Below are 13,906 nucleotides of genomic sequence, written 5' to 3'. Positions count from 1 at the left end.
TCTTGCTTAATGATTAATACAGCTATTAATTATGTGAGAAATGGTTTAATAGAAATTGGATGAGAATTCATACTTTTGTTAGTATGACAGAGCAACAAATAAATGAACTTAAATACCCAATTGGACAATTTGATTGCCCCAATAACATTTCGGAACAACACATAGCTAGTTGGATTTCCATATTAGAACATTTTCCTAACCGTTTAGAAAATCTTGTTAAAAACTTAACAGATCAACAATTAGATACAGTCTATAGACCTGGAGGTTGGACTGTAAGGCAAGTAGTGCATCATGTATCTGATAGTCACCATAACAGTTATACTCGATTTAAATGGGCGCTAACAGAAGATAAACCTCTTATAAAAGCTTATTTTGAAGGCCGATGGGCTGAACTTATAGATTCTAAAACGGCACCAATAGAAATGTCTATAAACCATATAAAAGCGATACATTTTAAACTTGTTTATTTGTTAAAAACGCTATCTATAGACGATTTAAATAAGTGTTTTATTCACCCAGAAACAAATTCAGAAGTAGTATTAAGTTACAATATTGGAAATTATGCCTGGCATAGTAATCATCATTATGCACATATAGAGAATTTATTGAAACGTAATAATTGGATTTAAATAAATTGATTATTAATTATAGCTTTCTTTTCTGTTAAATAAAGGGTCAATAATTAACGAAAATGTTAGTTTATACCTCTAAGGAACAAAAGGAGAATTTTTTAAAAACAGAAAATTATATATAATGATTAGGCCCCTAAACTTGAACGATACAAAAGCACTGCTAGATATTTACAATTATTATGTATTAAACTCTATAGTTACTTTTGATGATGAAGCTTTGTCTTTAGACGTTTTTAAAGATAAAATTACACGTATAAATACTGATTACCCCTTCATTGTTTTCGAAGAGAATAATGAAATTCTAGGATATGCATATGGGAGCAAATGGCGACCAAAACCAGCATATAAACATACCGTAGAATCTACTGTATATGTAAAACACGATGTGTTAGGGAAACAAATAGGCTCTAAATTATATACAGAGTTATTAGCCCAATTAAAGGAGCAAAATTATCACATTGTACTTGGAGGTTTAACGTTGCCAAACGATGCAAGTGTTAAGCTTCATGAAAATTTTGGTTTTAAACAAGTAGCACATTTTAAAGAAGTCGGATTGAAATTTGGTAAATGGCTTGATGTTGGTTTTTGGCAACGACGCTTTTAATCTAAAAATTCTTCGACCCTTGGGTCGGGGTTTCCAATTAACCTCTCCTTTGGAGAGGTCAGAACTGCCTTTTTTTGCAGTTCTGGGTGAGGCAAAATAAAAAAAATCGATTTTTGCCTCTATAAAGGCAAAATGAAACTGGCGAAATACCCCTATGGCTTGCCCCCTTTAGTCAGTTTCAAGAGTTTTTTTATTGAATTTGTAGGGACAGTGTCCCATTTTTACCAGATAATGACGTATCAAAACAAATTATAACACCTTTATTTCTAGTGTTTTTGTAAAAAAAAAGCTATAATTTATAGTTGGTACTACTATTAATGCATTATAGTTTATAGCTAATGCACTATAATTTATAGATTCTTTCTTATCGTATAATAACTTCGTATTTCGTAATCATGAGGTGATTTATTAATGATTTTTATTGATGATTATTAACCAGTTCAATTGTGAATATTCCTCTTTGTTAAGTCCTTGTAAATTAAGTCTATTTTTAAAGAAATCAATTAATATTCTTAGGACAACTAATAAAACTGTTTTACAATACTCAAAGAACAATACTCAAAGAACAATACTCAAAGAACAATATTTAAAATATTTTTTTATAAAAAACCTTATAAGTACACGGTAAAAAAAGTAAAATCCATCATAATATTTTGTTTATGAAGTGTTTGTATTGCGTTTCCACGAGTGAAGTCGAAAGGTTTCTAAATTAAAATTATCAATAAAAATAAGGTCTCAACTGCGCTCGACCAGACATATAAAAAGTATTTGATAATTTTTGTCATATACTAAAAAACTTATAAAAAATATCAAACAAATGAAAAATTTTTTTTCAAAAAAAGAATACTTAACAGCATTAATGAAGTCTTATAAAATGGTGTTTGTTTTTGCTCTGTTTTTTAGTTTTTATGGATATGCTCAAACAACTGTTGTAAATTCATTAGAGGATTTGTTACCTTATTTGGATGACGATAATGCAGATGTTCAATTAGCACCAGGAACTTATAATATTACAGAAGCGGATATAAGTACAGGAACATATTCTAACCCATTATTAGTTTTTTCAGGATCTGATAGTACTTATGATTTTACAGGTGTAACAATCAATATTAACACATTAGTATTCCAACAATTTGGTTCAGTAGATGTTGTAGAACTCCAAGTATTGGGAAATGATAATGTGCTTAAAAATTTAACTATGGTTGATGTTGGCGACAATAGACCTAGTAAAACAGCAAAAGGTATCATTATAGATGGACGTGATAACAAAATAGAAGGTTTTCATTTAACGACCCGAGGTTCGTACCCCTACGGATACGGTGATGCTTTTGGAAAAGGAGGCCCATATACTATTAAACACTATAAACATAGTAGTATTCTTGTTAGAGGGTTACGTAGCCATGTGAAAAATTGTACAGTTATTTCACGTTCTTATGGTCATATTCTTTTTATGCAAGCTGCAGTTGATCCTCTTATTGAAGGATGTTATTTAGAGGGAGAAATGCGTAGTACCGATGATATGTTAGCAGAAGAGGGGACAGGGTCACCAGCAGATAATGTAGATTTTATGACGGTATGGGGGTATAGGCTGCCTTCTGGATTTATGAAGAGTTTACAAGAAGAAGGTATTAGAGCCTATAATGCAGGAACAACATATATTGATGGTGTAGCATACTCTAGGGGTACATCTAACCCTACCATTTTAAATTGCACCATAAAAAATGCAAGAGCAGGAGTTACTTTAACACACGCTTCAGGAACAAAATATGTAGAAGGCTGTTCAGCAATTGGTTGTGAAAGGGGGTATGCCACAGGTGCTGGTGATATTGTAAATTGTAGTGCGGATGCTCAGTATGGAGCTGTTTTTGGAGTTGATTATGCAACTGATAAAAATATTAATGCAGAGATAACGATATTACCTTATGTAGGACAAGAAGTTAATGGAAATAAACTTGTTGCGAGCATTAAAGGATCTGGTCATAATCTTACTTTTAAGGGGGATATATCGAATCCAGATCAATCATTAAAAATTATATTCGGAGATTCTGAGGATGTGGAGGATACAGCTAGTAATTCGACTATAATCAACATAACAGATTATCCAGTGATCTTAGAGTCTAACTCTTCTTGGATAATAGGTGGATCTCAAGGATCTGTTACAGATTATGGTTCAAACAATAGTGTAGTAGATTCGGTAGAAGATGCCCAATCAATAGGAGAGTCTTTTACAGATGGAGACTATACTTATACAATAACAAATGTAGCACCTTTTGAGGTAGAAGTTTCAGGTAGTACGCTAACGGAATTAGTTATACCAAGTAGTGCAACCGATTATGGAACACTAACAACTTACGCTGTGGCTGGAATTGGAGAAGGAGCCTTTAATGGTAATGGAGTAATAACATCTGTAGCACTTCCGTCTTCAGTTGTTACTATACGTAGTAATGCGTTTAAAGAATGTACTTCATTAACATCCATAAATCTTGAAAATGTAGTTACAGTAGGTGCTAGTTCGCTTCGCTCTACTGCTATTACAGAAGTAGATCTTTCTAGTGCTACCTCTATAGAAGGTTATGCTTTTTATTCGACTAAATCTTTGACTAATGCTACTGTGTTAGTTGCAGAAACGTTGGGTAATGGCGTGTTTAGAGAAACGGGTCTTACGACTATTAATCTTCCAAGTTCTATTACTTCAATTGGTAATCAACTTTTTAGAAAAACATATGGTTTGACACATTTTCAGCTTAATTGGGCTAATCCTGCTACTGATGTTACATTTACGAGCGACACGAATACGTTAGAGGGTATCCAAAATACAGTAATTTTATATGTACCAATAGGAACTAAAACACTCTACGAAACTACTGCTCCATGGAGTAATATGCCAGCTGCTAATATAATAGAAACAGCATCAACATTAAGTACAGAAAATATAGAACAAGAATTAGGTTTCAGATTCTCTCCAAACCCAACAAGCGATATCATTTCTGTAAAAAGTATGGAACTTAATAATGCTAATGTTACTGTTTATGATTTAAATGGTAGGGCTTTATTGAGGCATACTTTAAATGGAACATTTTCTGAAGTTAATATTTCTAACTTAGCTTCTGGAATTTATTTATTTAAAGTTCAAGTTGAAAACAGCGAATTTACTAAACGAATTGTAAAACTATAGTTCCTTTGTAAAACAGTTAAAGTGTAGTGCTATTCAAACTGTGAGAGACATAAAATGATACAGATTTGATAGAAAAAACATAATTAAAACAGTGCTAGAATGTTTCTTGTTACTGTTTTTTTAGTATTCAATATTAGCAGATTTATGAACAAAATAGAAATAAATCGAAGATTCATGAACTCCAATTTCTAAAATAAGAGCTAGTAGACTAAAAAATTGTATGGATTATTTTAAATAATAATTGGCATTACAGGATAAACAGAGTAGAGTTGTGTTATAAAAGCTATTTTTATAAAGAAGGTTTTCAGCCTCAGTTTTTATAACAGAAGATTAGTAATATATTACAATTGTATCTTGTTTATTACCAAATTATTGATTAAACCTCCTTGATCATGGCTGTTATAAATTCGATATCACTATCATCTAATCTACATTATTTTTATTGATTTGATTAAGTTGCTAATAGTCAATAGTTTAGTGGAATTATTCCAATAGTCTAATTTATTATTAGAAAATAATTATAATTTGTACGAAAAGGGTTATAGGTTATATCAAAAGAACTATAATTTATACAAATTTTTTAATACAAATGTTATAATGTGTAACTATTTTTAATCTGACAATCCATTTACTATAAGGGAAAAAGACATGTTTTATTAACCACCTAAACGTTAAACTCTAAACTAAAAAACATGAAAAAAATTATTAATGGACTAGGTGGTAGTCTTCCTTTAACTAAAAAGGCGATCTTTATTTTGCCATTCTTTATCCACTGGAACAAATTCTATAAACACTCAATTCGTACATTTGGTTTTGCCACACAAAAAATCCGATCTGTACCGAATGTAATATATGGAGATATAAATAGGGTTTTCTTATAACTCTTTTATCAACACATATTTTTTTGTCTATGGCAAGTTATATAATTACACGGTTCTGGATAATGTAGCCAAAACCATAATTTATAACGATTCATCAAGAGCCCAATTTGACTATTCTTTAAAGTAATGGTCGTGTTGCATATTACTATGTATGCTTTGCGATGGTACTTTGAAGAAGGTAAACGCTATGCGTAAAGAGAGGAGGCATGCCTGAATATCTGGACAAGATTGTTCACTATATCATTTTTGATATAAAATAGACATGTAAATATAAAAGGGTCTATTTCACTGGATGTAAAAAATCAAATAACCAAGATTTTCAAACTGGTTAAAAATTAAATCAGTTAATAAAGTAAACAGAATCTTTAATGGTGCTGTTTATTTTTAATAGCATGGTATACGATATATAGATAAATGTACGTGTACTAGCGAAAAATTAATAATAAATAAAACATAAAATCATGAAAGAAAATACCATATTATTTTTATTAAAAGAATGTTCAAAAATATTTTTGACATTATTATTATTTGTATCTGCAAATAGTTTTGCTCAAACAACGGTTAATTCACTTGCGGCTTTAAAGCCTTATTTAAATGATAATAACGTAAATGTTAAACTTGCGGCAGGAACGTACACTATTTCAGCAACCGATATCTCAAACGGGAGTTGGGGTTATACAGTTTCACAAATGGACTGGACTCGAACTGTTATGTTAATTGAAGGATCAAACAGCACATACGATTTTACTGGTGTTACAATTAATTTTAATACCAATGTATTACAAGCATTTGGCAACTATGTTGTCCATCAATTACAAATAACTGGAAATAACACAGTAGTTAAAAACTTAAAAATGGTGGATGTTGGTAACACAAGGCCAACCAGAAGTGCAACAGATATTGTAATAGATGGTTCAGATAATACTGTAGAAGGTTTCCATATGACCATACGAGGCTCTTATCCTTACGGTTATGGAGATGCCTTTGGTAAAGGAGGTAGTAACACTATTATTGGACATAAAAAGCATTCCGCTTTACTTATTCGAGGCTTGGACAATACGGTTAAGAATTGTACACTTATTCATCGCTCTTATGGACATGGAATATTTATGCAAGCTGCAGTAAATCCAACTGTAGAAGACTGTTATGTAGAAGGTGAAGTACGTACAACAGACAATATGTTGGCAGAAAACTCTGGTCCTGCTTATGATGTTAATTTTATGACCACTTGGGGATATAGGCTTCCAGCAGGTTACATGATGAGTCTTCAAGAAGAAGGAATTCGGGCATATAATGGTGGTGAAACAATTATTAATGGAACATTTTATAGTAGAGGAACAAGTAATGTCACTATTAAAGATTGTACTATTAAACGAATGAGAGGTGGTGTAACAATAACTCATGCTTCGGGTACCAAAAACGTGTCTGGAACAACCGCGATTGAGTGCGAGAGGGGGTTCGCTGTAGGTACTTCTGCAACAGTTACCAATTGTAGTGGAGATGCTAAATATGGTCCTGTTTTGGGTTTTGATTATGATAATGATAAAAACTCAAATATTAATATCACCCTATTACCTTCAACAAGTGGTGCTTATAATGGTAGCAGAATGATTGCATACATAGGAGGTAGCGGACACAACATTACTTTGAATAGCTCTGAAACTGGTATAAACACATTGTACAGAGTACGCGTAGCAGGCACCAATACAGTTGTTAGAAGTACAAATAGTTTAATTGCAAGTAATATTGATATAGATAATTACTCTCATTATCCCTTGGTTTTAAACTCTGGCAGTTCAGGTATATCAGGCATATCTTGTGGAGCTATTACCAATTCTGGTAGCAGCAATAGTGTTACTAGAAATACTGGTATTTGCCCTGGAGGTACGACTTCCACAAATTTTCGGTTAGTAAAGCGTAATGCTACAGGATTTGCAATGGACGGTGGCTGTGGTGGTGCTAATGGGCAGAGCATCGAGTTGTACACGAATATAAACCATAATAATCTAACCTGGACCGAAATAGATAGAGGAAATGGTTACTATTCCTATCAAAAATATGGCACCAATTATTGTATCGATGGAGGCAGTGGAGGAGCCAATGGACAGGATGTTTATTTATGGACTTGTAGTAACAACAATCAAAACCAGCATTGGCAAAAAATTGATGCAGGAAATGGCCACTATCGGTTACAAAAGCGAAATGCTTCAGGGTATTCTATAGATGGAGGCAGTGGGGGAGCCATCAACCAAAATGTGTATTTATGGAGTTCAAATAGTGCCAATCAGAATCAACAGTGGAGATTCGATACTGTTGCTAACAGTTCAAAAACAGTCGATGAGAAATTATTGTCACAAAATGATGATATTGATCATACTACTAATGTGGGGATTTACCCCAACCCAACTTCAAGTAATATAACAATTGTTACGCCTGATTCAAAATTTACTCACTATGCCATCTTTGATATAAGTGGGAGATTAAATATAAAAGGTTTTATACCACTGGATACAAAAGAATCACTTATAGACATAAGTCGTCTTTCAAAAGGAATTTATGTGATGTCATTAAGTGGAGATAAAATAACCAAAACTTTCAAATTGGTTAAGAATTAAATAAGTTAATCAAAAAGAATGCCTCGAGGTTTTGCCTCGGGGTTTCTATTAAAATTTATTCCCGTGAAATTACAAGATTCATTATAAAAATATAGTATAACGAATAAAACAGGACTTAAAAAATAGACTTTCAGTTTACCAAAACAAGTGGTTTAGTTATTTTTTCCACTTAATATTACAACCAATACTGGGCTTTTGTAGTGTTGTATTATTTCTATTTTCAATTAAACAATCTAAAGCGTACCTTAAATCTTTACCAGTAACAGGTATTTGGTTTCCAGGGCGTGAATTGTCCAGTTGCCCCCTATACTTTAGTTTTAAATGAGCATCGAAAATATAAAAATCTGGAGTACATGCTGCATCATAAGCTTTTGCTACATCTTGTGTTTCATCATACAAATAAGGAAATGGGTATCCTGCATTTTTTGCATGAATGGTCATGTTTTTAGGACTGTCTTGTGGGTAGTTAATAATATCGTTACTAGAAATAGCAATAAAACTAATACCTTTTTTTGCGTACAAATTTGCTATTGAAACGATCTCAGGGTTTATATGTATCACAAAAGGACAATGGTTACATATAAACATAATCACAGTAGCTTGACTTCCTTTTAATTGGTTAAGAGATAAGGTGTTTCCAGAAATAGTATCAAATAAATTAAATAATGGCGCTTGCGTTTCTAAAGCAAGCATATTAGATGGAGTATTAGCCATAAGAATTTAAGTTTTACCAAAGTTCGTTATTTAATACCAAATAAACGTTAAAAATAACTATTGAAAATTAGTTTCTATTTCCTTTCTATTTCAATATAAAATAGAACTATAATCATAAACTTAAGCTATGCTTAGATTTTTCTTAGTCTACGCTTATTGCGTGGCAGAAAAACTCAATTTAGAGAACTCTGCAAGAGGCATTCAAAATTGTAAGTTGAACCTGCCTATACCAGCAAACAGGCTCATCCTTATTTTTGCGGAATCTAGGTTTATTACCTTTTATTTAAATTTGCAATTAGTGATTTTAAAATTTGTTAGATAAATAGTATTTTTAAAAAATGAATGATACAATAACTTTTGAAGATTTTACTAAAGTAGATCTACGAGTAGGAACTATTATAGAAGTTAATAGTTTCCCTGAAGCAAGAAACCCAGCATACCAACTTACCATTGATTTTGGTGATTTAGGAATTAAAAAAACATCGGCACAAATTACAACACTTTATAAAAAAGAAGATTTATTAAAAAGGCAAATAGTTGCTGTCGTAAATTTTCCTAAAAAACAAATCGCTAAATTTATGAGTGAATGCCTGATATTAGGAGCAGTAAATGGTAAAGATGTGATACTTCTAAACCCAGAAGATCAAGTAAAAAACGGAACAGCAGTAGCTTAATATATTTAAATAGTTGCTAACAAAAAATAAACTTTGGGTTTTAAAGTTTACATGCTTTATTAAAAAGGTGAATTCGACATGTAACACTATTAGTGAGTTTATCGTTATAAATATGCTTGCATTACATCGAACTCACGAAAGATCCAGCCATAAAAAAACCGCTATTCTAATAGCGGTTTTTTTATGAACAATTGAATAATTGTTATATATCGTCAAAATTTATATCAGTAAAACTTTCGGTAGGTTTGTGAGAGTCGTTATCTGTTGGTGTTTTTTCAGAATTTTCAACTTCGTAACTCTTTTTAAAATCTTTTTGGTGACGCTCACTAATTACTTCATCTCCTTTTTTCTCTATGATATAATCAGTCATTTCAGCTAATATATCTTTGAATTCAGAAAAGTCTTCTTTGTAAATATATATTTTGTGTTTTTTGTAATGAAACGATCCATCATCGTTAGTAAACTTTTTACTTTCAGTAATAGTTAAGTAGTAATCATCTGCTTTAGTAGCTCTTACATCAAAGAAATAAGTACGTCTTCCTGCTCTTAATACTTTCGAAAAAATCTCTTCTCTCTCCATCATATCATTATTATTCATAGTGTATAGAAATTTATTAAATTATCGTTAATTGAGTATCAAAAATCTAAAAAAAACCGTTACTAACCAACAAATTATTAAGTTTCTTTTTTAAATGCTGCATTTTATTGCATTAAATGGAAAGAATAATAAGCTATTTGATCGGGGGTTAGGTTAGCAGGTTTAAGATTTGTTTGAAGAAGTTTCGCTCAATTGTTTTAAGTATAGATGCTTATAGTACCCATTAATGTTTATAAGAGATTCATGCGTACCTTCTTGAACAATTTTACCATCATCTAATACAATAATTTTATCTGCATTTTTAGCAGAAGAAACTCTATGACTCACAATAATAGTTGTTTTTCCTGCCGAAACTTTACTGAGATTTTTCAATATTTTTTCTTCGGTTTCTGTATCAACAGCAGAAAGACAATCATCGAAAAGTAATATTTTAGGCGATTTTATAATGGCTCTGGCAATAGATACGCGTTGTTTTTGCCCGCCAGAAAGTGTGATACCACGTTCGCCTAATATGGTATCGTAGCCGTTATTAAATTTAACAATGTTTTTGTGTACTTGAGCATTTTTTGCCGCTTGGATAACATCATCATCAGTAGCATTTTCTTTTCCAAATTTAATATTGGTTTTTATAGTATCAGAGAATAAGAATGCATCCTGAGGCACATAACCAATGTTATCCCTTAAATTATTTAAATTGAGTTTATTAATTTCTGTTCCATTAATAATAATAGAACCTTTGTCAATATCATAAAGTCTACCAATTAAATCTAAAATGGTAGACTTTCCCGATCCTGTTTTACCTATTATGGCGAGTGTTTTACCTGCTTTTATATTAAAACTAATGTCTTTTAATGCTTGAATGCTTGTATCATCATACGTAAACGACACATTATTAAAAGCAATATCACCAGCGATTTCTGTATTTGTATTTACAGTATTTTTAATTTCTGGTTTAATCTTTAAAAACTCGTTAATTCGTTTTTGTGATGCTTCTGCTTGTTGTACAATAGAAGTTACCCAACCGACTGTTGCTACTGGCCACGTAAGCATATTTACATAAATAATAAATTCTGCTATGGTTCCTAAACTTTCAATTTCACCGTTAATATATTGCATGCCTCCAATATAAATTACCAACAAATTACTTGTACCTATAAGTAAAATCATCATTGGAAAAAACCAAGCCTGTATTTTAGCAAGACTTATTTGTTTCTCTTTACTTCCCGAAGCAAGCGATTTAAAACTTGTTGATGTTTGTGGCTCAATACCATATGCTTTAATTACAGAAATACCACTAAAAGATTCTTGAGTGAACGTAGATAGTTTAGATAAATATTCTTGAACTATGGTGCTACGCTTATGTATTTCTTTACTTAATTTATATATAATAACAGAAAGAATTGGTAATGGTAAAATGGTGTATAATGTTAACTTAGGAGACGCATTAATCATATAAATAATGACAATAACAAACAGTGCAAAAGTATTTATACTATACATAATAGCAGGGCCTGCATACATACGTACCCGACCTACATCTTCTGTAATACGGTTCATTAAGTCTCCAGTTCTATTCTTTTTATAAAAGTTTAAAGAGAGTTTTTGGTATTGGTCGTAAATCTCATTTTTTAAATCGAACTCAATATAACGAGACACATTAATAATGGTTTGACGCATAAAAAAGGTAAGTATACCACCTATTATGGCTGCTCCAACAATATAAAGAATGGCTTCTAATAATTCTGCTTTGAAAACGTCTTCGGTAACCGATCCTTTTAAAGCTTTTTCAACCACTATAAAAATCTGTTTTACATAGCGCGGTGTAAAAAGTAAAAAAATTCTAGCAGCAACAGTAATCACCATGCCTATTAAAAGGTGTGCTTTATATTTTAAGAAGTATTTATTTAAATGTTGTAATTCTTTCATTTACCTGTGTAGTAATGGGAGAGCAAATATAATGTATTATTAAGAATAAAATAGGTGTATGCATAGCAGGCAATTGTTAAATATAGCTTAAAATGTTATTCTAATAATAAAAGAAAAATATGGAGTTACTTTTCAAAATAATATTACTTTTGCAGCGGAAAAAACAATGAAATAACTTTCTATTTTTTAATTTAAGTTCTTTGTAATTATGCTAAACAGAAGACATATTCGGGTAAAAGTAATGCAAACGTTATATGCCTTTAAAGGAGGTGAGAGTGACGATTTTTCTAAAGATCAGAAGTTCTTATTGTTTAGTATAGATAATATGTACAACTTGTACCTCTTATTAATCTCGTTATTGATTGAAGTTCAAAAAAGAGCAGAAGACGATTTACAAAAAAAACAAAAAAAACATTTAGCTACCAAAGAAGACAAAGATCCTAATAAGAAATTTGTAAACAACCAATTACTTAAGTCTTTAAGAGATAATTTGCGATTAAAAGACCAATTAGATACCCATAAGATAACTAATTGGGAATTGGACAGTGAGTATGTTGATGTTCTTTTTAAAGCAATTACTAAAAGTGATTTGTATAAAGAGTATATGCAAACCAGAGTATCTGACTTTAAAGAAGATAAAGATTTTATTGTTGATGTGTTTAAAGACATTATTGCACCTAACGAGAAACTTTATGAGTATTTAGAAGATAAAAACTTAACTTGGTTAGATGATCTTCCAACGGTGAATACTACTATTTTAAAACTATTAAGAAAAGTTAAGACAGCCTCGACCGAAAATCATTTTACACCTAAATTATATAAGGATATAGAAGATAAGCAGTTTGCTATCAGCTTATTTAAGAAAACACTTTTAAATAAAACGCTAATTAATAAAGAGATTGAAATGAAAACCAAAAATTGGGATTCAGATCGTATTGCTAATGTTGATTATGTATTGCTTCAAATGGCTATTAGTGAATTAAAAAAATTTCCATCAATACCTGTAAAAGTTACTATTAATGAATATTTAGAAATAGCTAAGGAATATTCTACACCAAAAAGCAGCGTATTTATAAATGGTATTTTAGATAAATTGGTAAAAGAATATGTTGCAGATGATAAATTAAATAAAATAGGCAGGGGCTTATTGTAATCTTCTGTTAAGAAGTTAATAAAAATTTTTAATAGATTAAATAATTACTATTTTTACACCACCTTAATGACAAAAATGAAAAAAATGAAAAAAATAATATTAGGATTAAGCGTTTTATGCTTGATTGCTTTTACTTCTTGTAAAGAAAATGCTGCTAAAAAAATTGACGACAATAATGTAGCAGCAGCAGCAGTAAGAGATGCTAGTGCATCTAAATTTCCAGTACTAGAGTTCGATAAAAAAGAACATGATTTTGGTGAAATAGAAGCAAAAACAAAAGTAAAAACTACTTTTACTTATAAAAACTCAGGAGATGCACCGCTAGTTATCACAGATATTAAGAGTACTTGTGGTTGTACAGTGCCTCAAGATTGGAGTAGAGAGCCTTTAGCACCAGGAGAATCTGGAACCTTTTCTGTTGAGTTTAATGGAAGTGGCTCTAATAAGGTTTCAAAAACAATTAATATTACAGCAAATACGGAAAAAGGCAAAGAAAGTGTGAAAATTACAGCTTTTGTAAAACCAGATCCTAATGCAAAGAAGCCATCAGTAACACCAACAATTAAAGCACAATAAAATGGAAGGAATAAAGGAATTTATGCCATTTATATTAATATTTGTAGTCGTATACTTTTTTATGATTGCGCCTCAAATGAAACGTGCAAAAAAAGAAAAGAAATTTGTTGCTGAACTAAAAAAAGGGGATAAAGTAATTACCAAAAGTGGATTGCATGGTAAGATCTTAGAACTAAACGATAAAGATGGTAGTTGTGTAATAGAAACTATGTCTGGTAAAGTTAAGTATGAGCGTTCTGCGCTTTCTATGGAAATGAGTGCAAAATTAAACGCACCGCCAGCAATAAAATAAGAGCAACTTATTTTTTTAATATATGAAAAAGAGCTTCCTATATAATATGGAAGCTCTTTTTTGTTT

At 31.1% G+C, this 13,906-nt stretch carries 11 protein-coding genes; 8 read left to right on the top strand and 3 right to left on the bottom strand.

Annotated features, from left to right (window positions below; genetic code table 11):
* Positions 1-59 precede the first annotated feature (59 nt).
* From Q4Q40_RS20695 to Q4Q40_RS20680, 4 genes are all read left to right on the top strand, one after another.
* Entirely contained in the window at positions 60-629 is a 570-nt protein-coding gene (locus tag Q4Q40_RS20695) for a YfiT family bacillithiol transferase (protein ID WP_303303934.1), read from the top strand.
* 124 nt (positions 630-753) lie between these two features.
* The gene (locus Q4Q40_RS20690) at positions 754-1,236 is read left to right on the top strand and encodes a GNAT family N-acetyltransferase (RefSeq protein WP_303303933.1); all 483 of its coding nucleotides are present in this window, start codon (positions 754-756) and stop codon (positions 1,234-1,236) included.
* Between the two features lie 817 nt (positions 1,237-2,053).
* A complete protein-coding gene (locus Q4Q40_RS20685; protein WP_303303932.1) occupies positions 2,054-4,411 on the top strand; it encodes a leucine-rich repeat domain-containing protein in 2,358 nt (785 codons plus the stop codon).
* Between the two features lie 1,342 nt (positions 4,412-5,753).
* Positions 5,754-7,907, top strand: a complete 2,154-nt coding sequence (locus Q4Q40_RS20680) for a T9SS type A sorting domain-containing protein (protein ID WP_303303931.1) — start codon at positions 5,754-5,756, stop codon at positions 7,905-7,907.
* A 156-nt stretch (positions 7,908-8,063) separates the two neighbouring features.
* On the opposite strand, the gene Q4Q40_RS20675 is transcribed toward Q4Q40_RS20680, so the two are convergent.
* A complete protein-coding gene (locus Q4Q40_RS20675) occupies positions 8,064-8,621 on the bottom strand; it encodes a thioredoxin family protein (protein ID WP_303303930.1) in 558 nt (185 codons plus the stop codon).
* Positions 8,622-8,959: 338 nt separating this feature from the next.
* Here Q4Q40_RS20675 and Q4Q40_RS20670 point away from each other — a divergent pair, with 338 nt between their 5' ends.
* Positions 8,960-9,295 (top strand): tRNA-binding protein, encoded by a 336-nt coding sequence (locus tag Q4Q40_RS20670; protein ID WP_303303929.1) that lies wholly within the window; start codon positions 8,960-8,962, stop codon positions 9,293-9,295.
* 202 nt (positions 9,296-9,497) lie between these two features.
* Here the strand turns inward: Q4Q40_RS20670 and Q4Q40_RS20665 are convergent, their stop codons facing one another.
* Both Q4Q40_RS20665 and Q4Q40_RS20660 read right to left on the bottom strand, forming a co-directional pair.
* Positions 9,498-9,893 (bottom strand): PUR family DNA/RNA-binding protein, encoded by a 396-nt coding sequence (locus Q4Q40_RS20665; protein WP_303303928.1) that lies wholly within the window; start codon positions 9,891-9,893, stop codon positions 9,498-9,500.
* A gap of 162 nt (positions 9,894-10,055) precedes the next feature.
* Positions 10,056-11,819, bottom strand: a complete 1,764-nt coding sequence (locus Q4Q40_RS20660) for an ABC transporter ATP-binding protein (RefSeq protein WP_303303927.1) — start codon at positions 11,817-11,819, stop codon at positions 10,056-10,058.
* A gap of 208 nt (positions 11,820-12,027) precedes the next feature.
* Between Q4Q40_RS20660 and nusB the strand changes: the two genes are divergently transcribed.
* The 3 genes from nusB to yajC all read left to right on the top strand — a co-directional run bounded on the left by nusB (position 12,028) and on the right by yajC (position 13,840).
* A complete protein-coding gene (nusB, locus tag Q4Q40_RS20655; RefSeq protein ID WP_303303926.1) occupies positions 12,028-12,972 on the top strand; it encodes a transcription antitermination factor NusB in 945 nt (314 codons plus the stop codon).
* Positions 12,973-13,056: 84 nt separating this feature from the next.
* Positions 13,057-13,548, top strand: coding sequence for a DUF1573 domain-containing protein (locus Q4Q40_RS20650; protein ID WP_303303925.1), 492 nt, complete (start codon positions 13,057-13,059; stop codon positions 13,546-13,548).
* 1 nt (position 13,549) lies between these two features.
* Positions 13,550-13,840, top strand: a complete 291-nt coding sequence (yajC, locus tag Q4Q40_RS20645) for a preprotein translocase subunit YajC (RefSeq protein ID WP_303303924.1) — start codon at positions 13,550-13,552, stop codon at positions 13,838-13,840.
* Positions 13,841-13,906: the final 66 nt, after the last annotated feature.

Source organism: Flavivirga jejuensis, from assembly GCF_030540765.1.
Classification (GTDB): Bacteria; Bacteroidota; Bacteroidia; order Flavobacteriales; family Flavobacteriaceae; genus Flavivirga; species Flavivirga jejuensis.
Note: the sequence above shows the minus strand (reverse complement) of the source record. Positions and strands in the feature narration are given on the sequence as shown.

Bases quoted from the DNA above. Each gene is read 5' to 3' on its own strand.
- Q4Q40_RS20695 (WP_303303934.1), top strand. From the start codon at position 60: ATGAGAATTCATACTTTTGTTAGTATGACAGAGCAACAAATAAATGAA.
- Q4Q40_RS20690 (WP_303303933.1), top strand. From the start codon at position 754: ATGATTAGGCCCCTAAACTTGAACGATACAAAAGCACTGCTAGATATT.
- Q4Q40_RS20685 (WP_303303932.1), top strand. From the start codon at position 2,054: ATGAAAAATTTTTTTTCAAAAAAAGAATACTTAACAGCATTAATGAAG.
- Q4Q40_RS20680 (WP_303303931.1), top strand. From the start codon at position 5,754: ATGAAAGAAAATACCATATTATTTTTATTAAAAGAATGTTCAAAAATA.
- Q4Q40_RS20675 (WP_303303930.1), bottom strand. From the start codon at position 8,621: ATGGCTAATACTCCATCTAATATGCTTGCTTTAGAAACGCAAGCGCCA.
- Q4Q40_RS20670 (WP_303303929.1), top strand. From the start codon at position 8,960: ATGAATGATACAATAACTTTTGAAGATTTTACTAAAGTAGATCTACGA.
- Q4Q40_RS20665 (WP_303303928.1), bottom strand. From the start codon at position 9,893: ATGAATAATAATGATATGATGGAGAGAGAAGAGATTTTTTCGAAAGTA.
- Q4Q40_RS20660 (WP_303303927.1), bottom strand. From the start codon at position 11,819: ATGAAAGAATTACAACATTTAAATAAATACTTCTTAAAATATAAAGCA.
- nusB (WP_303303926.1), top strand. From the start codon at position 12,028: ATGCTAAACAGAAGACATATTCGGGTAAAAGTAATGCAAACGTTATAT.
- Q4Q40_RS20650 (WP_303303925.1), top strand. From the start codon at position 13,057: ATGAAAAAAATAATATTAGGATTAAGCGTTTTATGCTTGATTGCTTTT.
- yajC (WP_303303924.1), top strand. From the start codon at position 13,550: ATGGAAGGAATAAAGGAATTTATGCCATTTATATTAATATTTGTAGTC.